This window comes from Flavobacterium caseinilyticum, assembly GCF_004349085.1.
Taxonomy (GTDB): Bacteria; Bacteroidota; Bacteroidia; order Flavobacteriales; family Flavobacteriaceae; genus Flavobacterium; species Flavobacterium caseinilyticum.
On the sequence record NZ_SMFM01000006.1, the window covers coordinates 148,244 to 173,940 of the forward strand.

The following is a 25,697-nucleotide window of genomic DNA, read 5'->3' on the forward strand; positions in this document are numbered from 1 at the left end:
TTAAAATGAACAAAAAAATCGTTCGTATTAGTGCGTTATGCGTACTAATGACAAGCTGTGCTTTTGCGCAACAAAATCAAACTTTCTCTTCTGAAGATGAATTGAAAGAAGTGGTAGTTTCCGACTCTAAATTTGCTTTGGCAAAAGAAAAATCAGGAAAAGTAATCACTAAAATTACTGCTGAGGATTTGAAAAACAAAGCCGGACAAACCCTTGCAAATGTCTTAAGTTCCGTTGCAGGTTTAGAAATCAACGGAAACCAAAGCGCCGCCGGAAAAAATTTAGGGTACTACATTCGGGGTGGAAAAAACAATCAAGTGTTGATTCTTATTGATGGAATTCCGGTAAATGATGCTTCGGGAATTAGTTTTGAGTATGATTTGCGTTTGCTTCCGGTGGAGCAGGTGGAAAGCGTTGAAATCATGAAAGGCGCTGCGAGTACTTTGTATGGTTCAGGTGCTGCAACCGGCGTAATTAGCATTACTTTAAAAAAATCAGGCAAGAAAGCTATTGAAGGTAATGCGTATGTAAATGTGGGAACCAATAATACTGCAAATACAAACAAAACCAGCGCGCAAAATTTTAATCAAGGCTTTTCGGTGAACGGAAATGCAAATAAAGTAAATTATTTTGCTTCTTTAAACAGCACTGAAATTAGCGGAATGTCACAGATTGCTCCCGTAAATCCAGCAGACAATTATGAAGAAGATCGTTTTTCCAGAATTAATTATTTGGCAAAGTTAGGGTATAAAGCAACGGATAAATTGACATTGGATTTCTTTGGAAATTATGACAAAATCAACAACGATTACGATGCTTCGTTTGATAATACCGGGACAAATGACACCGATTTAAATTCAACTGAATCAGAACAATTTCGTTTTGGCTTTTTACCAAAATACAAATATTCTAAAGGTGAATTTGTTTTGAATTCCAGCTTTAACAAAATTGTACGAACGTATGATGATTTCGATTTCTATTCGAATAAACCCGGATTTTCGCAATATGAATCTCGAAGTGTCAACGTTGATGCTTTTAATAAATATGAATTTTCAGAATCTTTCTTTCTTGTTGCCGGAGCACAATATCAGTTTCATGATATGAATAGTGTCACTCCTTTTGGCGGAAATTTGAAAGAAGCGACTAAATTTAATATGATTGATCCATATATTACCGGTATTTTTACTACGGATTTTGGGTTTAATTTGAATGTTGGTACGCGATTAAATATCCACAGTCAGTATGGAAATCAATTGGTGTACAATGTGAATCCTTCGTTTGATTTTAAATCGGTTCCATTGAAGATTTTAGCATCCTACAGCACTGCTTTTGTAACGCCAAGTTTGTACCAATTGTATTCTGAATATGGAAATGAGGATTTGACACCGGAAAAAAACAGGACTGTAGAAGCAGGTTTTGAAACACATTTTTTAGAAAAAAAAATCAAACTGAATGCAGTTGCTTTTTACCGTGAGCAAACTAATTTCATCGGATTTTATTTCAATCCGGTAACTTTCGATTCGAACTACATTAATATAGATGGAATGAATAAAGCAAAAGGAGTAGAAACCGAATTCTCTTTTGCCTTGAGCGAAAAAATTAACTGGAATTCAAACTATACTTTTACGCAAGTGGATAAAGCGCTGGATCGATTGATTCCAAAACATAAAGTGAATTCAGCTTTGGATTTTCAAATCAATGACAGATTGTTTTTTAATGTAGATTATCAATATGTGGACAGCAGGAATGATGCTTTTTTTGACGGAGCTACTTTTGCGACGCAGAATATTGTTTTAGACTCCTATCAATTAGTAAACTCGTCAGTTCGTTATGAATTGATGAAAAATAGGTTGTCGATTTTTGGAGCAGTCAGCAATATTTTGAACGCTGATTTTGTTGAAAATGTGGGCTATAATACCTTGGGAAGAAATTTTAAATTGGGTATGAATATCAAGTTGTAATTCGGAATTTTTGTAAACAGAAAAAGGCTTTCAGTGATGAAAGCCTTTTTTTATTTGTAACTGTATTTTTAATCCAAAGCTTTCAAAAGTCCTTCCGGTGCTTTCTCAATGTACATTTGATTTTGCAGTCCTTTTATAGATTTTGCATCTTTGAAATAGTCAAATTCTTTTCCAGGACTTTGTTTTAGCATTCTCGTTGTGCCTGTAATTTTACCAATCGCTGCACTCAATAAAGGTTCAGATGTGTCACCAAGAACTCCGAAAGTACTCAACGTTTCTTTCAGCATAAAATCCGGTTGTAATCCGTTAAAGTAATCACCAAACCCAACTGAATTGACAATTTTTAAAACAATAGGCTGCATTGCATATTTATGATTTGGATTGCGGTTGTCTTTACCAAAATTTGGGGAATCATAAAGTGTAACGGATCCAACATTTTTTCCGGTGGTAACGTCTCCAATTTGAACCACATTGATGTGTGGCTCTAATCCATTGATCACTAATTCACTTGCCGATGCAGAACTTTTGGTAGTCAGGATATATACTTTGGTCAGGTTTAAACTGTTGATCGCAACTGTTCCAATTTTATCTGTAAAACTGTTTACCAGAGCTGCTGGATTTTCCTTTTCATAGTAATCGTTGATCTTTTTATTCCATTGTTGTTTAGCAAAAACCTGACCCGTAAACTGGCCGGTAATCATACTCGCCAAACGAGTGGCAGACTGAACAGAACCACCGCTGTTATAACGTAAATCTAAAACTAAATCCGTAATTCCCTGTGCCTTTAAGGATGCGAAAGCGTCGTTTAATTCGGTGTCATAATTAGCGTAAAATCCGTTGTACATCAAATAACCTATTTTCTTCGCACCAGAGGTTATTACTTTATTAATTAAAATAGGATTTTCGGATAAAACTGTTTTTGTTAACACTACTGATTTTCCGTTAGAATCAATTGTACTGCCGTTATAATCAGCTAAATTTAATGTATAATTGTCCGCCGCTAATAATGTCTGGTAATTGCTAAGAGTGAGCTGAGTTCCATTCACGGCAGTGAAGAAATCCCCGCGTTTTATTGCTTTGGTCGAAGCATCTGAATTTGGGAGTATATAACGGACATAACCAAATAATTCGGTCGAGCTCCCCGGCTTATAACTCAAGCCAAAATCGACACCATCATTTTTAGTAGTTCCCTGAAGTGTTCCTTCCAGGTCTAAATAATTGCTGACAATCCAACTGAATCTGTCGATCGTGGGGCTAACCCTCAATGCGTTAAATAATTCTTCAGGGACTGGATATCCTTTTAGAAAAGTGTTTAGTTCTGCTTGCGTAGCGAAGCGGTCATCTGCTAAATTAGGGACATCATCCTGCCATAAATAATATTGGTTCATACCTTTCCAGATAAAATCCTGAATCTCTAAATTGACAGGAGTTAACTGATCTACCATAATTTCATCATCATTGTCTTGACAAGATTGAAAAGTAAATGCAGCTATAAATAATAAAAGTGTAAATTTGAATCTTGTTTTCATAGTCTAGTTTAATATAATTATATCTTTAATAAACGTAAAAATAACAACTTTAGTTTTACTTTCTATTTTTTGTTGCAAAAATAAATTTGAATCGTCTTTACAAATAGTACCTTTTTAATAACTTTTTTTTATGAACCAAAATGAGTTTATTCTTCTTGTAACGCCTTTTAAAGATAAAGTCTTTAGGCTGGCTAAGCGATTGTTAGTAAGTACGGAAGAAGCGGAAGACGCTACTCAGGAAGTTTTGGGGAAATTATGGAGTAAAAAGAGTGATTTATCGCACTATAATAGTTTGGAAGCATTTGCAATGACGACGACAAAAAATTATTGTCTGGATCAGTTGAAGTCTAAAAGAAATTCTAATCTCAAAATTGTCCATTCCGATTATGTAGATCCCGAACCACGTTTAGACAAGAAAATGGAAGACCTCGACAGTTTGCATTGGGTTGAAAAAATAATGAATGATTTGCCGATTCAACAACGATTAATAATTCAAATGCGCGATATTGAACAATATGAGTTTGAGGAAATAGCCAAGATACTTGATATGAAGGAAAGTGCGATTCGGGTGGCACTTTCCAGATCAAGGAAAACGATACGGGATTATATGACAAAAACACACAATTATGGAATCAGATAGAATAGAAATAATATTAGAAAAATACTTTCATGGAGAAACCAGTATTGCCGAAGAGCGGGAATTGAAAAATTATTTTTCGTCGATGGATGTTGCGCAGCATTTGGAACAATACAGAACCATTTTCGGGTATTTCTCGCAAGCAAAAGAACAGCAGTTTGCACAAGAAATTCCACAACAAACTAAAAAACGTAATGTTGCGTGGCTATCAATTGCAGCTTCAGTTGTAGTTTTGCTGGGAATAGGAACCTATGCTTATTTTAGTAGAGATAATGCAATTGAAAAGAAAGATTTGGGAACATATAATGATCCAGAAGAAGCGTTCAGAGCAACTCAGCAGGCGCTGTTGCTATTATCAGATAATGTAAAAGTTGGCATAGAAAGTGCACAGTACATTCAGGAATATCAAATCGCCAAAGATAAAATATTTGTCAACCCTAAAAAACACTCAGGTGGTTTGTAATGGCTTTGAGTGTTCAATTAAAAAGTGAACTAACAAAAAAATAATTTTAAACGTTAATAATAAAAATATGAAATCAACAATCAATAATAACAAAATGAACAATAATTTCAAAAGGAGTAAAAAATTAATCCTCACATTAGTATTTGCATTGGTTTCAACTACATTTTTTGCACAATCCCCATTCGATAGCTTCGACGGGCAGGCAGGGGTAACGTCAATCATTGTAAATAAAAAAATGTTTGAGTTGATGAGTAAAGTAAAAATGGATGCTTCTGATAAAGAAACGCAACAATACTTGAGCTTAATTAAAAAACTGGATAATTTGAAAGTTTTTACCACCAAAAACAGCAGTATCGAGGGTCAAATGAAAGTTGCTGCTGATAAGTACATAAAAACAGCCGGTTTGGAAGAGTTGATGCGCGTAAATGAAAATGGAAGAAACATAAAAATTCTGGTAAAATCCGGTTCTACAGATTCTCAGATCAGAGAACTGCTGATGTTTATTGAAGGCGCAAAAAATGACGACACCGTTTTGATGTCCTTGACGGGAAATTTTGATTTGGCTGAACTTTCCGTCCTGACTAATAAGATGAAAATTCCAGGAGGGGAAGATTTGAAGAAAGCAACAAATAGATAAGATGAAAGCTACTTATGCTGTTATAGTTTTTATGAGTTTTTTTCTCATTAGTTGTAATACGGAACCTAGCTTGCAAAGGTATTTTGTTGAAAATACAGAGAACAAAAATTTTGTTGCACTCGATGTGTCACCCAGTATTTTGAAAGTTGACCCAACTAAATTATCAGTAGCCCAAAGTGATGCACTGAAGGCATTTGACAAAATGAATGTTTTGGCTTTTAAAGTAAATGATTCAAACAAGGCTCAGTTTGAAATAGAGCGAGCCAAAGTTGAACTAATTTTAAAAGACAAGAAATATCAGCAGCTGATGAAATTTGGTTCTGGAAACGAAAATGCAACGGTCAATTTCGTAGGAACGGATGAGCATATTGAAGAGTTCATTATTTATGCAAATAAAAAAGAAGATGGATTTGCAGTAGTTCGAATTTTAGGAAAAGACATGAATCCTACAACTGTAATGACTTTGATGACCGTACTGCAACAATCTAATATTGATTTGGATCAGTTAAAGCCTTTGCAGCAATTAATGAAATAAATGTATTTTTTAGAATAAAAAAATGCGCCTTGATAGTAAATCGAGACGCATTTTTTTTTTGTATTATTCAGTGACTAACAAAATTGAATTATTTACAAAATGTTTTTTTGTTTTGAATCGCGCTTTGACTGCCCAATTGGATCGCTTTTGTAAAATCGGCGCAAGCATTCTTTTTGTTTTTTAAATGAAAGTTAGAAAGACCTCTGAGGTTGTACGCAATGTAATCTTTTGCGTTCAAACGAATAGATATTGTACAGTCGTCTATAGTACCTTTGTAATTCTTAGCTTTGTAGTTGATATCAGCTCTGGTTGTATACGCATCGCCTTTCTTTGGATCTAAAATAATAGTTTTGTTCACATCGTCCATAGCACTTTCAATTTCTCCTAATTTTTGTCTCAGAAGAGCTCTGTTCAAGTACGCTTCAGCAAACAATGGGTCAATATGAATCGCTTTCGTGTAATCAGCAATTGATCCTTTGATATTTCCGGATTCTGCTTTTCTTAATGCTTTATCAAAATGCTCATAAGCAATTGGGTTCTGACTCCATCCGGCAAAAGAACTGATTAAAAATGCGACGAGGATAAGTTTTTTCATAAATTTTTTGAGGTTTGAATTGGAGCTGAGTTTTTCCGAAATTAAAATAAACAGCTTTATAAAGGTACAATTATTTTAAACAGTTACCCCTTTAACGATAAGAATTACAATTTATTTTACAGAGGGATATTTTTATTTTTAGAATGTGTTTTTCAGTTGACTGTAATTCAATAATTTAAAATTAACAGCTATGACTGCCATAGAGATAAGAGATGGCTTATTTTATCATTTTGGATGCAGCTAAAATTGTCTTTTTGTTGAAAGACCTCATTTATTCTAATAAAAATAAATGATTATTTGATTGCATTTTTCTAGGAATGGGTTTTTGGCACGATCTTGTGTTTGAATTCTTCTTTTTTTTAAAAAGAGAAAAGCTTCAGAAATAATTTCAAGTACACCTGATTATTTTTGAAGCTTTCCTTTTTAGTTGTGACCACGGTGGGGACATTACCCGTGTATTTTGATTATTTGTAAAACCCCTCAAACGTACTGAATATAAAGGGATTGTTTAATTTGTTGGTTTGTTCATTTCCGTAATAATTCGTAATAATACATGTTTGGTTAACTAACGGTTAACTAAGTTCTTTTTTTGCTTATCTTTGATTTGTTCAAAAAAGGCAAAAATTATGGCAAGTGTAAAATGTTTACTTCAAAGCAAAAGCGATAACGCAAATATCTATGTTCAATTTTCAATCAGTAGAACACAAGTTTTCAAAAGAAAAACGGGTTTTATAATCGATGCTAAAGATTGGAACGGCAAAGCACCAATACAAAAAAGTCAAGAACTAAAAAACCTAAAATCTAAGCTGGACAAATTAGCCACATTTATAAATGATGCTCACAATGACACGGTAAGCACAGGAATAGAATTTACAGGCGATTGGTTACAGCTTCAAATTGATTTGTTTAATAAAAAAACGCCCGTTTTAGAATTGGACGTTATGACTACCTACATACAAAAGTATATTGACGAAGCACCCTATAAACAAAATGCAAAAAAAGAACTTGGATTAAGTAAAGGACGTATTCAAAACTTGAAGCTATTCAAAAGCACCATTCTAAAATATGAAGTTGAGGTTTTGAAAGGTAAGAGTATATTGATAAGAAACATAAATTTAAAGTTTGTTGAACAATATAAAAACTGGATGTTTGGCAAAGGATATTCCACAAATTATGTAGGCAAAAATATTGCGAACATTAGAACAATTTGCCTCGATGCTTCAAAAAATGATATTGAAACCTCAACACAGATTAAAAATATTAAAGGTATTTCAGAAAGCCGTGAACCTGAAGACATTGTTTTTTTAAGTGAAGACGAGCAAGAAGCAATAAAAAATGCACCACTTATAAGAGAGGCACTTATAAACGCCCGTAAATGGTTGTTGTTAGGTTGTTTGATTGGTCAGCGTGGAGGCGATTTACTGAACATTACCGACAAAAACATAAAAGAGTTAAACGGTATGAAAATAATCGAACTGAAGCAACAGAAAACAGGCAAACTGGTTGCAATTCCTTTATTACCTGAAGCCGTTGAAATAATCGAAAGCGGTTTACCTTATAAAATATCATTGGTGCATTTTAACGAACATATTAAAGACGTTTGTTTAGAAGCTGGACTTATAGCACCAACTAAAGGACGTAAAAAAACAAAGTTTAACAAGCCAACTACTAAAGGCGTGTACCCTAAACACGAAGTTATTAGCAGTCACATTTGCAGACGTTCGTTTGCTACTAATTTTTACGGGCGTATTCCAACACCCGTACTAATGAATATAACGGCTCACGGAACTGAAAGAATGTTTTTATCTTATATTGGTAAAACCACGTACGATAATGCTTATCAAATGTTAGATTATTTTAGTAAGTTAGCACCTAAAGAAAAAACAGCACCACAAATGGAGGTTGTACATAACACAGGCACTAAGTAATTATGGTAAGTAAAAAGATTCAATTTGCGGTTGATAAAGTAATTGAAGGAGAATGGACATTGTTTGATTTTTTGTCCAATTTCAAAGATGTAAATACAAAAGACTTATTAATAAGTTTTTTTTGGGAATTAAGAATTATTTACAAAGATTTTGAACAATATCATAATTTCAATCCATTTTATAGCAACGAGGGTGAATTACTTCACTATGAAAAAGATAATTTTAATCCAAAGTATTTTGATGAATTAGAAATTATTTATAATTATTACAAAAAATTAGCAATAGCTGATAATCAAAATATTCCCGAAGCAATAGATTTAAGTGATACAAAAGCAATCGACAAAATCCTTTATTTGCACAAACTTGGAGTTATTGATTTTTTAAGAGGTCAACAACCTTTTAATACTTCAGTTAATAGTTTGGCTTCTGTTTTGAGTGCAATTACAGGAGAAAAATCGGGAACTTTGCAACCGATGTTAAACCCAATGTTGAGTAAAAAAGTTGACGACACAAACAATCCTTTAAATTCAAAAAAGGCAGTTGAACGTGTTGAAAAACAGTTAATAAATATTGGTTTCAATCTTAATGAAACGAATTAGGGAAACCCTAAATAAACCCTAATATCTATTTGTACTTCACTAACACAGTAAGTACAAATGAACACACAAATTTTCTTAAACGGCATTACATTAGAACAATTAGCCGAAGCGGTTTTTAAACTTCAACAACAACCCGTTGAATTACCTCAACCCGAAAACGAATTTATTACACGGGATGAGGTTTGCAAATTATTAAACTTCAACAAAACAAGTTTATGGAAACATACCAAAAGCGGTAAACTTAAAAGTTACGGCATTGGTAACCGTGTTTTATATAAAAAATGCGAAGTATTAGAAGCGGTTAAACCTATTAATCATTAATATTATGAGTAATAGTAACCAACCACAGGCGAAAGGTTTAAAAGTACTAAGCACCGCTATTGATACCGCTATGCAAAGCGATAAAACACCCCACGAACTAAACCGCATTAAATATAAAATTGATGTTAACGAGGTTATTCCAAAGCCTCAAATAGCGTGGAGTTTGACCAATACTAAAAGCGAGGGCGAAGCAATTTTAGGAACATTGGGCGATTTTGGTTTAATCATTGGTAAAGCTAAAAGCCGAAAATCGTTTTTTATAAGTATTGCTGTTTCAACTGCATTGGGTAACGATGCTATTTTAAACCGATTTAAAAGCTATTTACCGCCTGATAAAAATGAGGTTATATACTTTGATACTGAACAAAGTAAATACTATGTACAGAAAGCCGTTAAGCGTATTTGTACACAGATTGACCAACCCGAACCAAAGAACCTACACGCATTTCATTTAAGAAGTTTAAACCCAGCAGAACGTTTGCAATTTATTGAAACTGAAATATACAGTAATGATAAAATTGGCTTTGTTGTTATTGATGGAATCAAAGATTTGGTAACGTCAATTAATGATGAGAGTGAAGCCACAATGATAGCAAGTAAATTGCTTAAATGGACTGAAGAACGGAACATTTATTTAGTTACTGTATTGCACCAAAACAAAAGTGATAATAACGCCCGTGGACACATTGGAACGGAACTAATAAACAAAGCACAAACAGTATTAAGTGTTACAAAAGCCGAAAACGATACTAATATATCAATAGTTGAACCTTTGCAATGTAGAGACATTGAACCCGAAATTTTCGCTTTTGAAATTAATGAATTTGGTATTCCTGTAATAGCTGAAAACTTTGAAATTAGAACAGAAACCAATAAAAATAAATTTGATGTTACCAATATGGAAGACTTCAAAAAATACCAACTATTAACCGAGGTTTTTAGTAAGGGCGAAAGTTTCAGTTATGGTAAATTAGTGGAGCAACTTCAAATTGCTTATAAAAATCAATTCAAGAATAGTATAGGGATTAATAGAACAAAATTACTTATAACCGATTGTTCAAATAACGATTGGTTAAAGCAAGAAAAGGACAAAGCACCTTACACACTTGGAGCATTTCAGGTAGTTGAAAACGATGTGATTTTTTAATTTTATCGGTTTAACTATTCCTTTTCTTTTCAGTTTATCGGTTTAGGTTTAGTGTATATATACACACTTAAACCGTTAAACCTTTGATTTGAGGTTTAGTAAACTGGTTTAAACCTTTAAACCTATGAAACAATATAAATACAAATTAGATAAGAGTAGTAAGAAGTTTATTTGTCCTAAATGCAATAAAAAAACCTTTGTTAAATTTTTAGAAACTGAAACAGGAAACTATTTAGCTGAAGAGTTCGGACGATGTGACCGTGAAACAAATTGCGGTTATTATAGCACGCCTACAGGCGAATTTAAAAACACTTTTGACGTTGTTAATATTCCTACACCCGAACCCAGTTTTCACAGTTACGAGTTAGTAAGTCAAAGCGGGCGTAATTTTAAACAAAATACGTTTGTTCAATTCTTAAGAACGATCTTTTCAGATGCTCAAGTAAAAGAAGTGATATTAAAATATTTAATAGGAACGTCTAAACTTTGGGATGGTGCAACAGTATTTTGGCAAATTGATAATAATGAAAAAGTAAGGCACGGTAAAATAATGCTCTTAAATCCTTATACTGGAAAACGTGTAAAAAATAGCGAGGGCAAAGGATTTATAAATAGTGTACGTAGTGTTTTAAAATTAAAAGAGTTTAATCTTAACCAATGTTTATTTGGTTTACACCTGATAAATGAAACCAATAATAAGACTATTGCATTAGTAGAAAGTGAGAAAACGGCCGTTCTAATGAGTGTTTTTAAGCCAGAGTATACTTGGTTATCCACGGGAAGTAAAGGAGGCTTAAAACACGAATTTTTAAGACCTATTAAGCAATATAAAATTGTTGCGTTCCCTGATAAAAGTGAGTACAATGACTGGTTAAACAAAGCTACCGAGTTAAACGGATTTGGTTTTAATATAGTGGTTAATGATTGGTTGGAGCAACAAAGTAACTATGTAGCTGGAACAGATTTAGCAGACGTTTACATAAACGAATTAAAAGAAGCTGAACTGTTTAAACCCGATGAGGTTCACTATTTAGAAACCGAACTAATTGTTCACGAAATAGAACAATGCATGCCTGAAATTTGGGAACTGATAAAAACCTTTGATTTAGTAGATTACAATCATAATGAGATTAGAAAGGTAAAATAAAAATATATTACTGGTTTACGGGAAACCGTAAGGAATGTGATTTTTAATAATTTACATTTGAGTTTTATTAATATAAAATTTACAAAAATGAAAAAAATTATTTATTTTTTAGTAGTAGCTTTTCTTGTAAGCTGTTCGCCAAGTAAGAAAGAATTATACGGTATAACTGATTCCTTTGTAGAATCGTTACAAACTACTTATGACAGTTATGGTATTTTAGGTGGCGAAGAACACATTAAAACAACGAGTGACGGAGAATACCAAGTTATGCCAGTTGGACGATTACTTAACGTTAAAATTTTAAAAGTTGTAACTGATGACGTCTATAAAGATTTAGAAGAAGATTTAAAAAGTCATTACAAAGACGACAAGAGAGTAAATGATGTGTATAGAAATAATGTCGGAACAATAATGATTGATTGCAGAAATTAAAAACCCTTTTACTAAAATCAATTAAACAAGTGAATAAGTTTTAAGTATTTGTTATTTATAACTTTATTTAGTTTTAATAATTTAAAATAATTGAAATGAAAAAATTAATTCTTGTTTTATTAATGGTTATTTTACCTTCATTTTATGGGTTTAAAACCTTGTCAGATAATGATGTTTATATTTGTATAAGTAAAACAGCATCAAAGTATCATTATTCACAAAACTGCAAAGGATTAAGCAGATGTACGCATACAATTTCTAAAGTAAGTGTAAAAGATGCTAAAAATAGGGGTTATAGTTTATGTGGCTGGGAAGATTAAACCAAATTTAATTATTTAAATACAAAATTAATTAACTCGTTTACGGAAAACCGTAAAGTAAATGATTTTTAACAGATTACATTTGAAATTAATTAATCTAAATCTTTAAAATATGAAAAAAGTATTTTTTATCTGTTTACTAATTAGCCTCGTTTCTTGTAAAAATGTTTCAGAAAATAGTGATACTGCAATAGCATTAGATACAGCTGCAATTGTGATTGACACAATGTCTAATTATGTACCTACAATTGCAAAAAATAATGAATGGAAATATGACACAAGTGAAGATAAGATGACTTCAAATATTACAAAATTTGCATCCATTACGTCTAACGAAAGTTTGTCTTTAGATTTTCCATATGATGGAATCAATATGGGTACTCTACAATTAAGAAAGAAAAACGGTGCTTTAAATATTATGGTTCTAATCGACAAAGGACAAATAAGTAGTGATTATGATGACCAAAATGTTAAGGTAAGATTTGATGATGACAAAGCAATTACATTTAGCTATTCAAAATCTGCAGACAATAGTAGCGATTTAATTTTCATTGACAACGTAACGAAATTTTTATCTAAACTAAAAAAATCTAAAAAAACCTTAATTGGATTACCTTTATATCAAAATGGAACTCAAATATTGGAGTTTAAAACTGAAAATTTAAAATGGTAATTCAACAATAATACATTAAATAATTTGGTTTTGATAAAGCAAATAACAACAACATATCGTTTACAAACAAAAAAGGCGAACCATAACGGAACGCCTTTTTTTTGTTCAAATAGTCAACCACAGGCAAGCGGTAAACCTTAACAAATATACACTATAATTAAATACTATTAAAATAATTTATTACATTTGTTTTATCTATAATAGACAAAAATAGGTTTAATGTTCCTTAATAATTTAGGTTTTAAATTCAGACAATATGCCACGATATGCAAATTATAATACGACCGTTGAAGACTGTTTAAAATACAGGCTAAAGAGTTTAACCGAAAATAATAATACTTACTTAAAATCGTACGGGATACGCACAGGAGTTACAAGCTGGACTATAAACGGACAACCACACGCTAAAATTGATTTTAAAGTAACGCATACAGAAAATGGCACGTTTATAACATTTGATTATAGATGCAACGGCGAACCAATAAATTATAACGTTAATCTTATTAGTAGAGTTTCAAATTTAGGCAAGGGCGAAATGTGGTTTTTTGTTTGCCCCGTAACGGGTAAATGTTGCCGTAAATTATATTTAAACGGCACACACTTTTTGCATAGAGAAGCGTATAAGGGTTTAATGTACGAAAGTCAATTAAAATCAGAAAGGACGCGGAATATGTTGAAAGTCTTTGAAGCCGTTTATATTGCAGATGAGGTTTATGATGAATTGTATAAAAAGTATTTTAAAACCCATTACAACGGCAAAGAAACAAAACGCTATAAAAAACTAAAAAATATAATTGAAGCGTCAAAAAGATATCCAGCAGACACACTCGAAAGTTTGTTAATGATGTAAGACAATATCTAAAGTAGAGCAAAGTAGATAAAACTAATATATTAACGTAACTTTAAAAATGAAAACAAGATGTTTATAAAGCATAAAAAAACACCCAAAAAATGAGTGTTTTTAAAATGGTTAACTAAATGTTAACTAAAACCTTTGTCAAGTCCTATAAACAGACAATAAAAGTGACCACGGTGGGATTTGAACCCACACGCCCTTGCGAGCACCAGCCCCTCAAGCTGGCAAGTCTACCGTTTCTCCACGTGGCCTTAAAAAAGAAAAGGTCAAGTAATAAATTACTCGACCTTTTGTGACCCGACTGGGGCTCGAACCCAGGACCCCATCATTAAAAGTGATGTGCTCTACCAACTGAGCTATCGAGTCAATCATTCAAGAAACGTATGCTTTGATCACAATTTAGTGACCCGACTGGGGCTCGAACCCAGGACCCCATCATTAAAAGTGATGTGCTCTACCAACTGAGCTATCGAGTCATTTCGTTTCTTGAATGCGGGTGCAAATATAAGGACTTTTATTTCAATTTTCAAAGCAATTTTATTATAAATTTGTCTTTTTTAAACAAAAATACTCAACACCTTAACATGTAAGGTTTTATTACAATGAGAAAAATAATATTATTAGGTTATATGGGTTGCGGCAAGTCTACAATTGCTGATAAACTTTCAAAAACCATCTCAATCCGTTTTGTGGATTTAGATAAAAAGATCGAAGAGAAAACGAATTTATCTATCAATGATATTTTTAAAAAGTATGGTGAAATTTATTTTAGAAAAGTAGAACGTGAAGTTTTCATTGAATTATTGCATTCGCCACAACAGTTAATAATAGGATTGGGTGGCGGAACTCCATGTTACGCCAATAACCATGAGCTGCTAAAAAACGAAAATGTTGTATCCATTTATTTAAAAGCTTCAATAGAAACTTTATTCAGCAGATTGATTTCTAATAGAAGTAAACGTCCTCTTATTGCCAGTAAAAGTGATGAAGAGATGAAAGAATTTATCGCCAAACATCTTTTTGACCGCAGTTTCTATTACAATCAGGCGCAATACAAGGTGAGTGTGGACGATAAAACAGTAGACCAGACTGTGCTTGATATTGTTGCAATCTTAGCTTAAATACGCATAGCTGTCGTTATTTTCGTCAAAAACAACTTGGACGTGTTCTAGTAAAGAAGTGGAAAGTGATATTCCTTTAAAATCCGCTTTTACCGGGTATTTTTTGTGGTTTCGATCTACAAGAACTGCTGTTTTGAATTTTTTCAAAGGAACATCAATAAAATGCCGTACTGCATAGATCAACGTTGTGCCGGAATTCAGCACATCATCAACCAGAATTAGCCCTTTATCAGTATATTGGTCCTTAGATAACGAAGTGCGAATGGGTAATTCTGGATTTTGTTTATCGATTTGCACTTCGCAGAGCGAAACCTTAATAGGGGAAATACTTTCTAATGCCATCGCAATTTTTTTGGCAAAAACAAAACCATTGGTAGCAATCCCAGCAATGACAATTTCATCTTCGTCTACAAAAGTTTCGTAAATCTGATACGCAATTCGTTTTATTTTGTGCTCGATTTCCTGATTAGTTAAAATGATGTTTTTGCTCATTGTTTAAAGGTTTTTTCCCCTCCCCAGCCCTCCCCGAAGGGGAGGGAGCCAGGTCTGGCAAAGGTTATTCGATGTTTTACTTAATTTTTATTTGTCAACACTTGCCTTCCCATCATACCTTCAGGGCGGGAACTGGGTTTTGCAAGGGTTATTAGATATTTTACTTAATTTATGAAAGGCTCGTCTCCCTCCCCTTCGGGGAGGGTCGGGGAGGGGAGAAATTCATCGATATCTCTCCTGTCTTTTTTAGTCGGTCTGCCCGTACCATTTTTGCGATAATGCTCTTTGGATAATTTTAAAAGTTCCAAATGCTGATAGGCTTCTGCCGGAGTATCGTTTCTGCGATATATATCGACTAGTTTAGCCCCAACACGGTTTTCGGGAATATCCAAAACAGTGATGATTTGGGTAATTTGGTCTTTTCTAAACGTAATTTTATCGGTAGGGAAAACCTCTTTTGACGGCTTGGCAACAAGACCATTTACGGTCACATGATTCTTTTTACAGGCTTCAGTAACCATATTTCTGGTTTTGTAATACCGCATGCACCATAAATATTTATCTATTCTCATAAAATTTCTAAAATCGGAGTTAAATAGTTTACAAAAATCAATCAATATTGTATCTTGCGCACTTAAAAAATTAGCTATAATGAACAAATTTAAGTATTATTTTATTCTATTAATTACAACAATCTCATTATTTTCATGTTCAAAGGATGATGTAGCTGAAATTGAACCACCTAGGGAATACGCAGTGCAATATGCCACTGATTTAATTGATATTGAAGAATATTTAAAAACATATTATATAGAGGACGTTTCAGCTGATGTTGATACGAAAATCACTAAAATCCCCACAGGCGGAAACCAGCCTGCTATCTGGTCTTATTTGAACAGTGCCACTTTTCCAAAACTTTTAAGTCGAGATGTACAACTTCATGACATTACTTATAAATTATATTATTTAGTGCTAAGAGAAGGAGTAGGACAGTCGCCTTCAAATGTTGATGGGGTCTTGACGGCTTATAACGGCGTTTATTTATCGCGCCAAACAGTTGCTGATGTAAAAACTTTTTTTGTAACACCGTTCGAAGAAGTCAAATATCCGCAGCAGTTTTTTAATTTGTTTAGTACCATACGAGGATGGGGAGAAACCTTCCCACAATTTAAAACAGGGACTTATTCATCAAATGCAGATGGAACTGTCACGTATAGCGACTTTGGGGCAGGTGTAATGTTTATTCCTTCAGGACTAGGTTACTTTAGCACAGGGAGTAGCAATATTCCTAGTTATGCTCCGCTAGTTTTTAGTTTTAAATTGTATGAGATCAGCAGACTTGACTCTGATGGAGATGGAATTTTAAATTTCCAAGAGGATTTGGATGGAGATGGGTATATGCGTGTTCTTCCTAAAGGAGTAGTTAATCCTGATGATACCGATGGAGATGGAATTCCAAATTTTCTAGATGTGGATGATGATGGCGATAACTTAAGTACAAGATTAGAAATTACGGGAGCTAATGGTGTTTTGCTTCCTTTTGCAGATATTCCGAGTTGTGATGGAAATACCACTGATCCGGCCAGAATCAAAAGACATTTAGTGAAGTGTAATTAACGAAAATAGAGATCAAAAAAAAACCAGTTCAAATTAAATTGAACTGGTTTTTTTTTGGTATAAAATATTATTTTCTCTTCATTACTCTTTCTACAGCTTCAACAATCGCTTCGTTGTTTAATTTGTATTTATCCATTAATTGTTCTGGTGTTCCTGATTCTCCAAAACTGTCATTAACAGCAACAAACTCCTGTGGTGCCGGACTTTTCAAAGCCAATACTCTGGAAACGCTTTCACCAAGACCGCCAAAAATATTGTGCTCTTCGGCAGTGACAATACATTTTGTTTTTGCCAATGAAGCCAAAATCGCTTCTTCATCCAACGGTTTAATCGTATGGATATTGATAACTTCGGCTGAGATTCCCTGAGCTTCTAATGTTTCGGCAGCAATTAAAGCCTCCCAAACTAAATGTCCTGTAGCAATAATAGTTACATCAGAACCCTCGGTTAAAACAATCGCTTTACCAATTTCGAAAGGTTCATCAGCAGGCATAAAATTAGGAACTACCGGACGACCAAAACGTAAATAAACCGGACCATGATGATCCGCAATTGCCAATGTAGCCGCTTTAGTCTGGTTGTAATCGCAGGTGTTAATTACCGTCATTCCCGGTAACATTTTCATTAATCCAATATCTTCAAGAATTTGGTGAGTTGCACCATCTTCGCCAAGAGTTAAACCAGCATGCGAAGCACAGATTTTCACGTTTTTTTCAGAATAAGCCACTGACTGACGAATTTGATCGTAAACTCTTCCCGTAGAAAAGTTAGCGAAAGTTCCTGTGAAAGGAATTTTTCCCCCGATGGTTAATCCAGCAGCAATTCCGATCATATTCGCTTCAGCGATTCCAATTTGGAAAAAACGTTCCGGATGATTTTTCTTGAAATCGTCAAATTTTAAGGAACCGATTAAATCCGCACAAAGTGCTACCACATTTTCATTCTTTTGACCCAATTCGGTCATTCCCGCTCCAAAACCTGAACGAGTATCTTTACTTCCTGTGTTTGTATATTTTTTCATTTTTCAATTTAAAGATTGAAATGATTTAAGAATTAAAAAATTATTATTTTGATTACGGATAATTTATAATTCAAATTTCATAATTATTTTTAATAATCGCTTTCTCCTCCAGTATTATAGTTTTGAGCTAAAGCAATTTCAAGTTGTGTGTCATTGGGTGCTTTACCATGCCAAGCATGAGTGTTCATCATAAAATCTACCCCATTACCCATTTCAGTATGCAATAAAACACAAACTGGTTTACCTTTTCCGGTTCTCGATTTTGCATCGTTCATTCCAGTAATAATTGCCTCAATGTCATTTCCTTGCTCGATTTCCAAGACTTCCCAGTCAAATGCTTCAAATTTAGCTCGGATGCTTCCCATTGGTAAAACTTCATCAGTGGCACCGTCAATTTGTTTTCCGTTAAGGTCGATAGTAGCGATTATGTTGTCTACTTTTTTGGCAGATGCATACATGATTGCTTCCCAGTTTTGTCCTTCTTGCAGTTCACCATCACCGTGAAGTGAATAAATTAAATGATTGCAGTGATTTAGTTTTTTAGCCTGTGCAGCACCAATTGCTACTGATAATCCTTGTCCTAAAGAACCGGATGCAATCCTAACTCCTGGCAATCCATCGTGCGTTGTAGGGTGTCCTTGCAAACGCGAGTTGATAAGTCGGAAAGTTGCTAGTTCCGAAACCGGAAAATAACCGCTTCGGGCTAATACGCTATAAAAAACCGGTGAAATATGTCCGTTAGAGAGGAAGAAAAGATCTTCTCCCAGACCGTCCATGTCAAAACCTTCTTTGCGGTCCATCAAATTCTGGTAAAGTGTTACCAGAAATTCAGTACAACCAAGTGATCCTCCGGGATGACCGGAATTGACAGCGTGTACCATTCGAAGAATATCTCTTCTGACTTGGATAGTTAAGTCGTTTAATTGTTGTGTGTTAGGCTTCATTTTGTGTGTAATAGTTAAACTGCTGCAAATGTAATTTTTATTTGTGTTAAGGCAAAGGTTTTTAGAACTATTTAATATTGGAATACGATGTGATTTTAGCTGTATTTCAAAGTGCATTTAGGGTTGTATTTTTACCAAAAAAACCCGCGTACAGCGGGTTTAATACTTTGGAAAAAATAATAAACAATTCCTTTTTTTCGATGAAAATTACATTTTAATATTAGTATTCGCAGCGGCTTTGAACGCTTGTCTATTGATGGAAGATAAAGCGATACCCGTTAATGCCGAATCTGTTTTTTTCTCTTCATCAAGAGTCATGGCTAATAGATTAGCAGCTTTATTTTCACCTAATGTTTTTGCAAAGGCATGTAAAGTCCCGTAGGTTGCAATTTCATAATGTTTCACTTTTTGGTCTGCTGCAATAATACCTGCATCGCGAACCATGCCTAAATCGGTTTCTTTTATCAAACCATTAGTCTCTTTTAAAATTCCCTGCATGGCATCACATTTTTTAGCAATTGGTTTAATACCGGTGACTTCAAATATCTTTTCTAAACGGGAAACGTGTTCATGTGATTCACTCAATTGGGCTTTTAAGGAGCTTACCAGTTCTGGTGACGAAGCATTTTTCACCATTTTTGGTAAGGTTTTAGTCAGCACTTTTTCGGACCAGTAAATGTCCTTTAATCCAACTTCAAATAAATCTCTCAATCCATGTGCTACTTTTTTATTAGCTGGCGCAGTTCCCATAATCTCTTCGTTTTTTTTAATTGCAGTTTTCATAACCGTAGTTTTTAAGATTAATTTTTATGGCGACCATTGGATCTCATTCCCCGCCATATTAACTTAAAAAGTCAATTTTAAGCAGCATAAAATTAAGTAAATTATCATGCAATACATTGTTAATTAACTAATTGTAAATACGAAATATATTATTTTAGGAGAAATTAAATCGCATTGTTTTTATCTTTTTCCTGCTGTTATCATTTTATTTGAATTAACTGATTTTGTTTTTAAGACTGTTCCATCCTCCACCATTATACACTTTTGTAAAACCACTAGATTTGAGAATACTTTTTGCCGAAGCACTTCTCATCCCTGATGCACAACAGGTAATAATAGGTTGGTTTTTATCTTTCAGTTTGAATAGATTATTGCGCAAGGTATCCACAGGAATATTAATGGAATCTTTGATGTGTCCTGCTAAATATTCTGCTTTGCTTCGTACATCGACAATTACGGCACCGTTTTGTAGTAACTCAGGGTAGTCTACCGTGGTACCAATTCCGAATAATTTTTTGAGTCTGTTTATCATTTTATTCAATTTTAGATTGATGATAATTTACATCTAACCACGATCCGCCGTTGTACGATTCGATTCCATGTTCGGTCAGAAACAGCTGAGCTTGTCCACTTCGGTTTCCCGATGCACAACAAAGCACTAATGGCCCTTTAAGAGTTCTTAATTCGTCAATTCTTTTAGGGATTTCATTCAATGGAATATTGATCGAGCCCACAACATGGCCGCCCGAAAATTCATCATAGGAACGTACATCGACGATGGTTCCCAGTTTTTCTTTTATTATTTTTGCTACTTCCATTTTTTTTATTTTTTAAAGATTATAAAGCCTTTTATGTAAAATTAAGCATTACAAAATTACGACTAAGCAATTTATGCATCATTTTTAATCAGCAAAAAATCAGGAAAGTATTAGAGGAATGGTATTCCTATTTTTGGTGCTCGCAAAAACAATTAAACGAAACTAATTACCCCGATACGTTGCATATCCATAGCTGGAAAGCGTTATAGGAACGTGATAATGATTGGTATCTTTTATTTGAAAAACAACTTCAATAAATGGATAAAAACTATCTGTCTTTTTGTTTTTAAAATAGTCTGCTACCAGAAACCGAAGTTTGTAAATTCCTTTTTTAGCGTCTTTGTAATTCAGGAAATCAGTAATCCTGCCATTTTTATCGGTTGTTTTTTCTTCCACAAAAGACCATATTTTTGAAGTTTCATCAAATTTTTCTAACGTAACCGGAACACCACATGCGGCCGTTCCGCTCGATATGTCTAAAATATGACTGGACAATTGATGCGTATTGTTCTGCGAAAACGATGCTGTTGCTATAGCTGTAAGAAGTAAACTAAAAAGTAAATTTTTCATTTTGTTTGTTTTTAAAATTAATGAGTTTTGATCTGTGCGGCTGAAATTGCTGCTGATTTAGCGATTGCGTCATCGTTTTCGGGACTTCCACCACCGGCAATGCCAATACTGCCAATTACTTTTCCGTGGTACCAAAGCGGATGACCGCCGCCTAATAATAAGAGTTCCGGCAGTGTGGCTAAATTTTGCGTATCCGGATTGGATCTGGCATTTTTGGACAAGAGCAGTGTAGGCGTTTTAGTGGATAATGCGGTATAGGCTTTTCTTCTCGCCGCTTCCGTATTGTGAGGACCAACCTCTTCCCCACGAGTGAGAATTATAATTTGTCCCGAAGCATCTAATACTGCGACCGTCACATTTTTGCCTAACGCTGCTGCAGTTGCTCTGGCTTGTTCCGTTATTTGAAATGCAGTTTTGAGGGTTAGCTGTGTGGATTGTGTAGTGTAATTTTCCGTTGCATTTATATTCAATTGGTTAGCAACAATGCTTTTTTTGGTGCTGATTTGTGCCAAGGAAAATAAAGGAATGAGTAATACTAATAGACAAGAATTGATTTTCATGATTAATTTTTTTACAAAATTAAAAATGAGTCGCGTGAAATAGCTTGTCCTATGTCAACGTTTTTAGAGTTTGGATTTTATTCTGCTTAAGGTTGAAGGAGAAATTCCCAAATAGGACGCAGCCATTTTATTGGAAACCCGCAATAAAAAATGAGGTTGGTTGGCAATAATCCATTGGACTTTCTCCAAAGCATCAAATCCCTGAAAACCGTAAATGCGTTTTTGAGCCGTTATAAAACCTAATTCCAGAATCGCTCTGTAAATCAGTCCAAATTCCGGTATTGTTGTTACAAGATTGTAAAAATTAGTTCTGGAAATCACCAATAATTCTGATTTCTCTATAGTTTGCACGTATTCGTAAGCAGGCTGTTGATCAATAAAACTTGGTAAAGCTGTTCCAAAACCGCCTTCAAAAGCAAAAAATCGTGATGTTTCAATTCCTTCTTTATTAATGGTAAAAATTCTGATACAACCTTTGTTTACAAAATAATACTGTTGGCAAGTCTCTTCGTAACGCACTAAAATTTCATTGCGCTTGGTTTGCAATGGTTTAAAAAAGGAGCAGATGAAATCCATTTGTTCATCATTGATTTGTGTTCTGTTGCTGATATACTTTTTTAGTAATTCGTACATCTTATTGTGATTTAGGTATTTGTTTTTTGAAAGTAAAGATACGAACTATGCATTTCCTGTAAAGTAATTTTATAAAATACGTACTTAATGCATAACTTGTCAGTAACAATAGACGCATTTTTTCCATTATATTGTTTAATGGCAGTTCGTATTAAAAAAATACAGCGCTGACAAATTTGTATTTTCTGACCCAAGTATATTTAATTAACGTTCTGTGATTCAATGTTATTTATTTATAAAAAAACCTCAAATAACTGCCATTATTTTAAAAAAAAATCCTATTTTTAAAAGAAAAAGTATTTGAGCTGTCGCGGCATGCTTTTTGACAATTTTTTAAACTTGAAATAGTAATAAAATAAAATAAACAATAATGTCAGAGAAAAGTAAAAAACAATTCGGAGTGTGGATGGATACACATCATGCAACTATCGTAGGTAGAGAAAATGTTGATTCAGGAGATTTCGTAGTATTAGGACACGAAAAAGAAGAAGGTCAAGGTGGTAATTCAAATGAAAATGCAGCAAATAATGCTGAAAGAGATTCTCTTCACAAATTATTCAAAGGTATTACAGCTCACATGCAAAATGTTGATGAATTGCACGTAACAGGACCTGGAACAGCTCAAGAACAATTTATTAAATATTTGAGTGAGACTCCACAATACAAAAATGTAGAGGCTAAACAAAGTACTTCTAATAAAATGAGTGATGAAAGTTTAATTGAATATGTGGCTTCACAATTCAACTAATCTTTTCTGAGATAAATGTAAATGAGGCTGTCCGAAAGGGCAGCCTATTTTGTTTGGTATAGGATCGCTTTTTAATTTAAAAGGAAAAATATAGTGGATTTCTTTGTTTAATTTTTATTTTTCCTCCACGAATGCCAAGCGCCAGTTGACCATAATGCTACTAAAATAAGGATTGGTTGAAGTGGAAGTCTAAGCCATCTAGCTAGTTCTGTATTAAGTCCGAAAGCATTTCTATGTTCGACTAGCTGCGCAATATTTCCCGGAAATACAAGGACAAAAAAAGCAGCCACAATCCATCCAACCTGGATGCGGTACTTAAATAACAGAATTAGGGATAAACCCAAAGTAATTTCAACTACCCCAGACAGCAGAACCACTAAATCGGCGTTTACTGGAATCCACGGTGGTACTTGTGCTAAGAATTCAGTTCGATTCCAAGTAAGATGACTAATTCCGGCAGTTGTAAGGAATAGTCCTAAAATATGCCGACTTATGTTTTGAGCTAAACTCATTTTTTCGAGATTTTGGGTATTTGTAATATTCATTTTTATTAAATTTTTTTTATGAAAATAAATGTTGGGAAAGAAGCTCTAAATTTTTGATAAAAGATAATTCCAGCAGCATTAATAAGCAAAAATTTCATAGTAAATATAGGCGTATTAAAGGTTATGAAAAGTGTTTTACTCATGAAAATTGCCTTTTAAAGCTAAATTAACTTTCGTGATTTTTTAAAATCTTATATTCGTAAAAAAAATGAATATGCGCGTCTCCTTTTTCATCATCATCTTACTGAATGCTTTTCTTTTGGTCAACTGCAGTTCTAAAAAAAATACTGATATTTCGTACATCAATTCTACTGAAAAAAGCACTGCTAAAACGCCAAAATTGAATGTTTTTGTTCCCCGAAAATCAAGTTTGACGCCGGTTCCCGTTATAATTTTTGTTCACGGAGGCAATTGGAACAGCGGTAAGAAAGGGACCTATGATTTACTTGGCAGAAATTTTGCAAGCAAAGGCGTGATTACTGTTATCCCGGATTATACGTTAAGTCCTGACGCTACGTATGATGACATGGCGCGACAGATTGGATCCGTCATTCAGTGGACAAAAAAGAATATCAGTCAGTACAACGGTAATCCCAATTCGATTTTTATCACGGGTCATTCGGCAGGCGGGCATCTTGGAGCTTTGGCAGTCACGAATCCGAAATATGGAATTGATTCTGGAACTATTGCCGGAATCATCCTGAATGATGCGGCAGGATTGGATATGAAAAATTATTTAGAAGGAAATCCGCCAACGGAAAAAGATGATTATCTCACTACGTGGACTTCAAATCCTGAGCTATGGAAGGACGCTTCTCCAATTTATTTTTTAAACAAGAATACACCTCCCTTTTTAATTTATGTAGGAGATAAAACGTATAATTCCATAAAAATTGCCAACATCCGTTTTGTACAAGCTTTGCAACCTTTCCAACCAGATGTGACGCCAATTAGATTGAATAAAAAGCATATTCCGATGGTGCTTCAGTATTTCTCACCTTGGAGTAACCGCTTTGATGAGATTATTGCATTTATGAAATTGCACAACAAGTAAAACCTTAACTACACTGCTGAAACAGTATAACTAAGGTTGTATTATTAAAATATTAGGAAAAAGAATAATTCGTTTATGCTTTTCTTTTCAAAATCGCATCAACAGAAAATTGACCACTTCCCAATAAAAATAGCGCGCAATAGGAAAGTAAATACATCAATGCTAATTCCATGGTTTCCAGTTTATCGTTGATGTGAACAATAAAGACAGCAACTGCCATCGTAATGATAAGTGGAATCAATGCCAGTCTGGTCCACAATCCGATTATAATTAATACGGAGCATAAAACCTCGGCAAAAACAGTCAAAGCCAATGATGCTGGAACTCCAATGCCAATTGGATCACCAAATTCCATTGTACCATTCATTAACTTTATCAGTTTTGGAATACCATGACTCAACATCAATAAACCAAATGTTAGACGTAAAATAAGCGAGCCCAAATCTGTTGCATTAGCGGACCAAGAGGTTGGGGAAAATAGTTTTTGAATCATAGTTTTTAAAGTTTTTAGTTTTGGTTCTTACAAACGTACTTTATTTTTACAAGAATTTGCTTGTTTTAAAACGAGCTCGAAGTAATTATCACTTTCTATTCTTTCGTCTGAAAGAGAATTTTCTCCATAATGATTACAGCCAAAATACCCAAGGTATAGGCAAGCAAATCCATCCACGCAAAAGAATTTCCAAGAACGACTTTAACAATTTTATTACTCTGCAATCCCAGTTTTTCAACGATATTTAAATATTGTGCGGTTTCTATAGCAAATGAAAAAACCAATACAAGAGCTGCGGCTACCCAAACGGAAATCTTTAGAAACGACTTTAGAAAACAATATAGCAGAATCACCACTAAAAAATCTCCAAAATAAGGTCTTATAAAGTTGTCATGGACATACAAAGCAATTGTAATTTCTATTAGAAAAAGCAAAACGGTAAGCGTAAAATATCTCCTGTTGAAGTGAAACATATTGGTTGTTTGAAGGATTGTTGTTTTACTTCACATTGTTGTTTA

General features: G+C 33.9%; 33 protein-coding genes and 3 tRNA genes. 18 read left to right on the top strand and 18 right to left on the bottom strand.

From position 1 onward, the window contains the following. Nucleotides 1–5 precede the first annotated feature (5 nt). Complete coding sequence (locus tag E0F89_RS12820; RefSeq protein WP_243699520.1) at nt 6–1,961, top strand: TonB-dependent receptor plug domain-containing protein; 1,956 nt, start codon at nt 6–8, stop codon at nt 1,959–1,961. Nucleotides 1,962–2,029: 68 nt separating this feature from the next. Here E0F89_RS12820 and E0F89_RS12825 read toward each other — a convergent pair whose 3' ends face one another. After that, nucleotides 2,030–3,490 (bottom strand): S41 family peptidase, encoded by a 1,461-nt coding sequence (locus E0F89_RS12825; RefSeq protein ID WP_131910174.1) that lies wholly within the window; start codon nt 3,488–3,490, stop codon nt 2,030–2,032. Nucleotides 3,491–3,620: 130 nt separating this feature from the next. On the opposite strand from E0F89_RS12825, the gene E0F89_RS12830 reads away from it, so the two are divergent. The 4 genes from E0F89_RS12830 (at nt 3,621) to E0F89_RS12845 (ending at nt 5,762) form a co-directional block, all read left to right on the top strand. Next, complete coding sequence (locus E0F89_RS12830) at nt 3,621–4,130, top strand: RNA polymerase sigma factor (protein ID WP_131910175.1); 510 nt, start codon at nt 3,621–3,623, stop codon at nt 4,128–4,130. Continuing rightward, nucleotides 4,117–4,590, top strand: coding sequence for a hypothetical protein (locus E0F89_RS12835; protein ID WP_131910176.1), 474 nt, complete (start codon nt 4,117–4,119; stop codon nt 4,588–4,590). Before E0F89_RS12830 ends, E0F89_RS12835 begins: the two co-directional genes overlap by 14 nt. A gap of 67 nt (nt 4,591–4,657) precedes the next feature. Next, on the top strand, nt 4,658–5,227 hold the full coding sequence (locus E0F89_RS12840; RefSeq protein ID WP_243699521.1) for a DUF4252 domain-containing protein: 570 nt from the start codon (nt 4,658–4,660) through the stop codon (nt 5,225–5,227). Between the two features lies 1 nt (nt 5,228). Beyond that, the gene (locus E0F89_RS12845; protein ID WP_131910177.1) at nt 5,229–5,762 is read left to right on the top strand and encodes a DUF4252 domain-containing protein; all 534 of its coding nucleotides are present in this window, start codon (nt 5,229–5,231) and stop codon (nt 5,760–5,762) included. Between the two features lie 88 nt (nt 5,763–5,850). Here E0F89_RS12845 and E0F89_RS12850 read toward each other — a convergent pair whose 3' ends face one another. Next, entirely contained in the window at nt 5,851–6,357 is a 507-nt protein-coding gene (locus tag E0F89_RS12850) for a tetratricopeptide repeat protein (protein ID WP_165930030.1), read from the bottom strand. A gap of 626 nt (nt 6,358–6,983) precedes the next feature. On the opposite strand from E0F89_RS12850, the gene E0F89_RS12855 reads away from it, so the two are divergent. From E0F89_RS12855 to E0F89_RS12895, 9 genes are all read left to right on the top strand, one after another. Then, nucleotides 6,984–8,285, top strand: coding sequence for a phage integrase SAM-like domain-containing protein (locus E0F89_RS12855; protein ID WP_131910178.1), 1,302 nt, complete (start codon nt 6,984–6,986; stop codon nt 8,283–8,285). 2 nt (nt 8,286–8,287) lie between these two features. Then, nucleotides 8,288–8,884, top strand: coding sequence for a hypothetical protein (locus E0F89_RS12860; RefSeq protein WP_131910179.1), 597 nt, complete (start codon nt 8,288–8,290; stop codon nt 8,882–8,884). A gap of 57 nt (nt 8,885–8,941) precedes the next feature. Further along, nucleotides 8,942–9,205 carry a helix-turn-helix domain-containing protein gene (locus E0F89_RS12865; protein WP_131910180.1) on the top strand — a complete coding sequence of 88 codons (264 nt, stop codon included), beginning with the start codon at nt 8,942–8,944 and terminating at the stop codon, nt 9,203–9,205. A 4-nt stretch (nt 9,206–9,209) separates the two neighbouring features. Further along, nucleotides 9,210–10,352 (top strand): AAA family ATPase, encoded by a 1,143-nt coding sequence (locus E0F89_RS12870; RefSeq protein ID WP_131910181.1) that lies wholly within the window; start codon nt 9,210–9,212, stop codon nt 10,350–10,352. Between the two features lie 124 nt (nt 10,353–10,476). Beyond that, the gene (locus E0F89_RS12875) at nt 10,477–11,499 is read left to right on the top strand and encodes a DUF6371 domain-containing protein (RefSeq protein ID WP_131910182.1); all 1,023 of its coding nucleotides are present in this window, start codon (nt 10,477–10,479) and stop codon (nt 11,497–11,499) included. 87 nt (nt 11,500–11,586) lie between these two features. Further along, on the top strand, nt 11,587–11,931 hold the full coding sequence (locus E0F89_RS12880; protein WP_131910183.1) for an ABC transporter: 345 nt from the start codon (nt 11,587–11,589) through the stop codon (nt 11,929–11,931). A 95-nt stretch (nt 11,932–12,026) separates the two neighbouring features. After that, nucleotides 12,027–12,251, top strand: coding sequence for a hypothetical protein (locus tag E0F89_RS12885; protein WP_131910184.1), 225 nt, complete (start codon nt 12,027–12,029; stop codon nt 12,249–12,251). A gap of 112 nt (nt 12,252–12,363) precedes the next feature. Next, nucleotides 12,364–12,924, top strand: a complete 561-nt coding sequence (locus tag E0F89_RS12890) for a hypothetical protein (protein WP_131910185.1) — start codon at nt 12,364–12,366, stop codon at nt 12,922–12,924. A gap of 256 nt (nt 12,925–13,180) precedes the next feature. Next, entirely contained in the window at nt 13,181–13,774 is a 594-nt protein-coding gene (locus tag E0F89_RS12895; protein WP_131910186.1) for a hypothetical protein, read from the top strand. Between the two features lie 174 nt (nt 13,775–13,948). On the opposite strand, the gene E0F89_RS12900 is transcribed toward E0F89_RS12895, so the two are convergent. The 3 genes from E0F89_RS12900 to E0F89_RS12910 form a co-directional block, all read right to left on the bottom strand. Further along, nucleotides 13,949–14,031: transfer RNA gene (locus tag E0F89_RS12900), tRNA-Leu, on the bottom strand. Nucleotides 14,032–14,073: 42 nt separating this feature from the next. Continuing rightward, nucleotides 14,074–14,146 (bottom strand) — tRNA-Lys (locus E0F89_RS12905). Between the two features lie 37 nt (nt 14,147–14,183). After that, nucleotides 14,184–14,256 (bottom strand) — tRNA-Lys (locus E0F89_RS12910). A 126-nt stretch (nt 14,257–14,382) separates the two neighbouring features. On the opposite strand from E0F89_RS12910, the gene E0F89_RS12915 reads away from it, so the two are divergent. Beyond that, nucleotides 14,383–14,901: a shikimate kinase gene (locus tag E0F89_RS12915; RefSeq protein WP_131910187.1), complete on the top strand. Its 519-nt coding sequence runs from the start codon at nt 14,383–14,385 to the stop codon at nt 14,899–14,901. Here E0F89_RS12915 and E0F89_RS12920 read toward each other — a convergent pair. Both E0F89_RS12920 and E0F89_RS12925 read right to left on the bottom strand, forming a co-directional pair. Continuing rightward, on the bottom strand, nt 14,893–15,393 hold the full coding sequence (locus tag E0F89_RS12920) for a phosphoribosyltransferase family protein (RefSeq protein WP_131910188.1): 501 nt from the start codon (nt 15,391–15,393) through the stop codon (nt 14,893–14,895). The two genes, E0F89_RS12915 and E0F89_RS12920, sit on opposite strands and share 9 nt — an antisense overlap. Before the next feature lie 164 nt (nt 15,394–15,557). Next, the gene (locus tag E0F89_RS12925) at nt 15,558–15,965 is read right to left on the bottom strand and encodes an RNA-binding S4 domain-containing protein (RefSeq protein ID WP_131910189.1); all 408 of its coding nucleotides are present in this window, start codon (nt 15,963–15,965) and stop codon (nt 15,558–15,560) included. A 79-nt stretch (nt 15,966–16,044) separates the two neighbouring features. Here E0F89_RS12925 and E0F89_RS12930 point away from each other — a divergent pair, with 79 nt between their 5' ends. Continuing rightward, entirely contained in the window at nt 16,045–17,010 is a 966-nt protein-coding gene (locus E0F89_RS12930; RefSeq protein ID WP_131910190.1) for an FKBP-type peptidyl-prolyl cis-trans isomerase, read from the top strand. 67 nt (nt 17,011–17,077) lie between these two features. Here the strand turns inward: E0F89_RS12930 and E0F89_RS12935 are convergent, their stop codons facing one another. The 8 genes from E0F89_RS12935 to E0F89_RS12970 form a co-directional block, all read right to left on the bottom strand. After that, a complete protein-coding gene (locus E0F89_RS12935) occupies nt 17,078–18,031 on the bottom strand; it encodes a transketolase family protein (RefSeq protein WP_131910191.1) in 954 nt (317 codons plus the stop codon). Between the two features lie 89 nt (nt 18,032–18,120). Then, nucleotides 18,121–18,975 (bottom strand): transketolase, encoded by an 855-nt coding sequence (locus E0F89_RS12940; protein WP_131910192.1) that lies wholly within the window; start codon nt 18,973–18,975, stop codon nt 18,121–18,123. A 207-nt stretch (nt 18,976–19,182) separates the two neighbouring features. Next, complete coding sequence (locus E0F89_RS12945) at nt 19,183–19,758, bottom strand: YciE/YciF ferroxidase family protein (protein WP_131910193.1); 576 nt, start codon at nt 19,756–19,758, stop codon at nt 19,183–19,185. A gap of 214 nt (nt 19,759–19,972) precedes the next feature. Next, complete coding sequence (locus tag E0F89_RS12950; RefSeq protein WP_131910194.1) at nt 19,973–20,290, bottom strand: rhodanese-like domain-containing protein; 318 nt, start codon at nt 20,288–20,290, stop codon at nt 19,973–19,975. A 1-nt stretch (nt 20,291) separates the two neighbouring features. Then, a complete protein-coding gene (locus E0F89_RS12955; RefSeq protein ID WP_131910195.1) occupies nt 20,292–20,576 on the bottom strand; it encodes a rhodanese-like domain-containing protein in 285 nt (94 codons plus the stop codon). Between the two features lie 162 nt (nt 20,577–20,738). Then, the gene (uraH, locus tag E0F89_RS12960) at nt 20,739–21,146 is read right to left on the bottom strand and encodes a hydroxyisourate hydrolase (RefSeq protein ID WP_131910196.1); all 408 of its coding nucleotides are present in this window, start codon (nt 21,144–21,146) and stop codon (nt 20,739–20,741) included. Nucleotides 21,147–21,163: 17 nt separating this feature from the next. Beyond that, nucleotides 21,164–21,706 carry a heme-binding protein gene (locus E0F89_RS12965; protein ID WP_131910197.1) on the bottom strand — a complete coding sequence of 181 codons (543 nt, stop codon included), beginning with the start codon at nt 21,704–21,706 and terminating at the stop codon, nt 21,164–21,166. A gap of 63 nt (nt 21,707–21,769) precedes the next feature. Continuing rightward, complete coding sequence (locus tag E0F89_RS12970) at nt 21,770–22,339, bottom strand: Crp/Fnr family transcriptional regulator (RefSeq protein ID WP_131910198.1); 570 nt, start codon at nt 22,337–22,339, stop codon at nt 21,770–21,772. Nucleotides 22,340–22,709: 370 nt separating this feature from the next. On the opposite strand from E0F89_RS12970, the gene E0F89_RS12975 reads away from it, so the two are divergent. Continuing rightward, on the top strand, nt 22,710–23,087 hold the full coding sequence (locus tag E0F89_RS12975; RefSeq protein ID WP_131910199.1) for a hypothetical protein: 378 nt from the start codon (nt 22,710–22,712) through the stop codon (nt 23,085–23,087). Nucleotides 23,088–23,194: 107 nt separating this feature from the next. On the opposite strand, the gene E0F89_RS12980 is transcribed toward E0F89_RS12975, so the two are convergent. Next, entirely contained in the window at nt 23,195–23,632 is a 438-nt protein-coding gene (locus E0F89_RS12980) for a DoxX family protein (RefSeq protein ID WP_131910200.1), read from the bottom strand. 214 nt (nt 23,633–23,846) lie between these two features. Here E0F89_RS12980 and E0F89_RS12985 point away from each other — a divergent pair, with 214 nt between their 5' ends. Further along, the gene (locus E0F89_RS12985) at nt 23,847–24,686 is read left to right on the top strand and encodes an alpha/beta hydrolase (protein WP_131910230.1); all 840 of its coding nucleotides are present in this window, start codon (nt 23,847–23,849) and stop codon (nt 24,684–24,686) included. A gap of 73 nt (nt 24,687–24,759) precedes the next feature. Here the strand turns inward: E0F89_RS12985 and E0F89_RS12990 are convergent, their stop codons facing one another. Continuing rightward, entirely contained in the window at nt 24,760–25,179 is a 420-nt protein-coding gene (locus E0F89_RS12990; RefSeq protein WP_131910201.1) for a DoxX family protein, read from the bottom strand. A gap of 95 nt (nt 25,180–25,274) precedes the next feature. After that, the gene (locus E0F89_RS12995; protein WP_131910202.1) at nt 25,275–25,652 is read right to left on the bottom strand and encodes a ribosomal maturation YjgA family protein; all 378 of its coding nucleotides are present in this window, start codon (nt 25,650–25,652) and stop codon (nt 25,275–25,277) included. Nucleotides 25,653–25,697 lie beyond the last annotated feature (45 nt).

Excerpts from the sequence above, each read along its gene's own strand:
- E0F89_RS12820 (WP_243699520.1), top strand. The coding sequence starts at position 6 with ATGAACAAAAAAATCGTTCGTATTAGTGCGTTATGCGTACTAATGACA.
- E0F89_RS12825 (WP_131910174.1), bottom strand. The coding sequence starts at position 3,490 with ATGAAAACAAGATTCAAATTTACACTTTTATTATTTATAGCTGCATTT.
- E0F89_RS12830 (WP_131910175.1), top strand. The coding sequence starts at position 3,621 with ATGAACCAAAATGAGTTTATTCTTCTTGTAACGCCTTTTAAAGATAAA.
- E0F89_RS12835 (WP_131910176.1), top strand. The coding sequence starts at position 4,117 with ATGGAATCAGATAGAATAGAAATAATATTAGAAAAATACTTTCATGGA.
- E0F89_RS12840 (WP_243699521.1), top strand. The coding sequence starts at position 4,658 with ATGAAATCAACAATCAATAATAACAAAATGAACAATAATTTCAAAAGG.
- E0F89_RS12845 (WP_131910177.1), top strand. The coding sequence starts at position 5,229 with ATGAAAGCTACTTATGCTGTTATAGTTTTTATGAGTTTTTTTCTCATT.
- E0F89_RS12850 (WP_165930030.1), bottom strand. The coding sequence starts at position 6,357 with ATGAAAAAACTTATCCTCGTCGCATTTTTAATCAGTTCTTTTGCCGGA.
- E0F89_RS12855 (WP_131910178.1), top strand. The coding sequence starts at position 6,984 with ATGGCAAGTGTAAAATGTTTACTTCAAAGCAAAAGCGATAACGCAAAT.
- E0F89_RS12860 (WP_131910179.1), top strand. The coding sequence starts at position 8,288 with ATGGTAAGTAAAAAGATTCAATTTGCGGTTGATAAAGTAATTGAAGGA.
- E0F89_RS12865 (WP_131910180.1), top strand. The coding sequence starts at position 8,942 with ATGAACACACAAATTTTCTTAAACGGCATTACATTAGAACAATTAGCC.
- E0F89_RS12870 (WP_131910181.1), top strand. The coding sequence starts at position 9,210 with ATGAGTAATAGTAACCAACCACAGGCGAAAGGTTTAAAAGTACTAAGC.
- E0F89_RS12875 (WP_131910182.1), top strand. The coding sequence starts at position 10,477 with ATGAAACAATATAAATACAAATTAGATAAGAGTAGTAAGAAGTTTATT.
- E0F89_RS12880 (WP_131910183.1), top strand. The coding sequence starts at position 11,587 with ATGAAAAAAATTATTTATTTTTTAGTAGTAGCTTTTCTTGTAAGCTGT.
- E0F89_RS12885 (WP_131910184.1), top strand. The coding sequence starts at position 12,027 with ATGAAAAAATTAATTCTTGTTTTATTAATGGTTATTTTACCTTCATTT.
- E0F89_RS12890 (WP_131910185.1), top strand. The coding sequence starts at position 12,364 with ATGAAAAAAGTATTTTTTATCTGTTTACTAATTAGCCTCGTTTCTTGT.
- E0F89_RS12895 (WP_131910186.1), top strand. The coding sequence starts at position 13,181 with ATGCCACGATATGCAAATTATAATACGACCGTTGAAGACTGTTTAAAA.
- E0F89_RS12915 (WP_131910187.1), top strand. The coding sequence starts at position 14,383 with ATGAGAAAAATAATATTATTAGGTTATATGGGTTGCGGCAAGTCTACA.
- E0F89_RS12920 (WP_131910188.1), bottom strand. The coding sequence starts at position 15,393 with ATGAGCAAAAACATCATTTTAACTAATCAGGAAATCGAGCACAAAATA.
- E0F89_RS12925 (WP_131910189.1), bottom strand. The coding sequence starts at position 15,965 with ATGAGAATAGATAAATATTTATGGTGCATGCGGTATTACAAAACCAGA.
- E0F89_RS12930 (WP_131910190.1), top strand. The coding sequence starts at position 16,045 with ATGAACAAATTTAAGTATTATTTTATTCTATTAATTACAACAATCTCA.
- E0F89_RS12935 (WP_131910191.1), bottom strand. The coding sequence starts at position 18,031 with ATGAAAAAATATACAAACACAGGAAGTAAAGATACTCGTTCAGGTTTT.
- E0F89_RS12940 (WP_131910192.1), bottom strand. The coding sequence starts at position 18,975 with ATGAAGCCTAACACACAACAATTAAACGACTTAACTATCCAAGTCAGA.
- E0F89_RS12945 (WP_131910193.1), bottom strand. The coding sequence starts at position 19,758 with ATGAAAACTGCAATTAAAAAAAACGAAGAGATTATGGGAACTGCGCCA.
- E0F89_RS12950 (WP_131910194.1), bottom strand. The coding sequence starts at position 20,290 with ATGATAAACAGACTCAAAAAATTATTCGGAATTGGTACCACGGTAGAC.
- E0F89_RS12955 (WP_131910195.1), bottom strand. The coding sequence starts at position 20,576 with ATGGAAGTAGCAAAAATAATAAAAGAAAAACTGGGAACCATCGTCGAT.
- uraH (WP_131910196.1), bottom strand. The coding sequence starts at position 21,146 with ATGAAAAATTTACTTTTTAGTTTACTTCTTACAGCTATAGCAACAGCA.
- E0F89_RS12965 (WP_131910197.1), bottom strand. The coding sequence starts at position 21,706 with ATGAAAATCAATTCTTGTCTATTAGTATTACTCATTCCTTTATTTTCC.
- E0F89_RS12970 (WP_131910198.1), bottom strand. The coding sequence starts at position 22,339 with ATGTACGAATTACTAAAAAAGTATATCAGCAACAGAACACAAATCAAT.
- E0F89_RS12975 (WP_131910199.1), top strand. The coding sequence starts at position 22,710 with ATGTCAGAGAAAAGTAAAAAACAATTCGGAGTGTGGATGGATACACAT.
- E0F89_RS12980 (WP_131910200.1), bottom strand. The coding sequence starts at position 23,632 with ATGAATATTACAAATACCCAAAATCTCGAAAAAATGAGTTTAGCTCAA.
- E0F89_RS12985 (WP_131910230.1), top strand. The coding sequence starts at position 23,847 with ATGCGCGTCTCCTTTTTCATCATCATCTTACTGAATGCTTTTCTTTTG.
- E0F89_RS12990 (WP_131910201.1), bottom strand. The coding sequence starts at position 25,179 with ATGATTCAAAAACTATTTTCCCCAACCTCTTGGTCCGCTAATGCAACA.
- E0F89_RS12995 (WP_131910202.1), bottom strand. The coding sequence starts at position 25,652 with ATGTTTCACTTCAACAGGAGATATTTTACGCTTACCGTTTTGCTTTTT.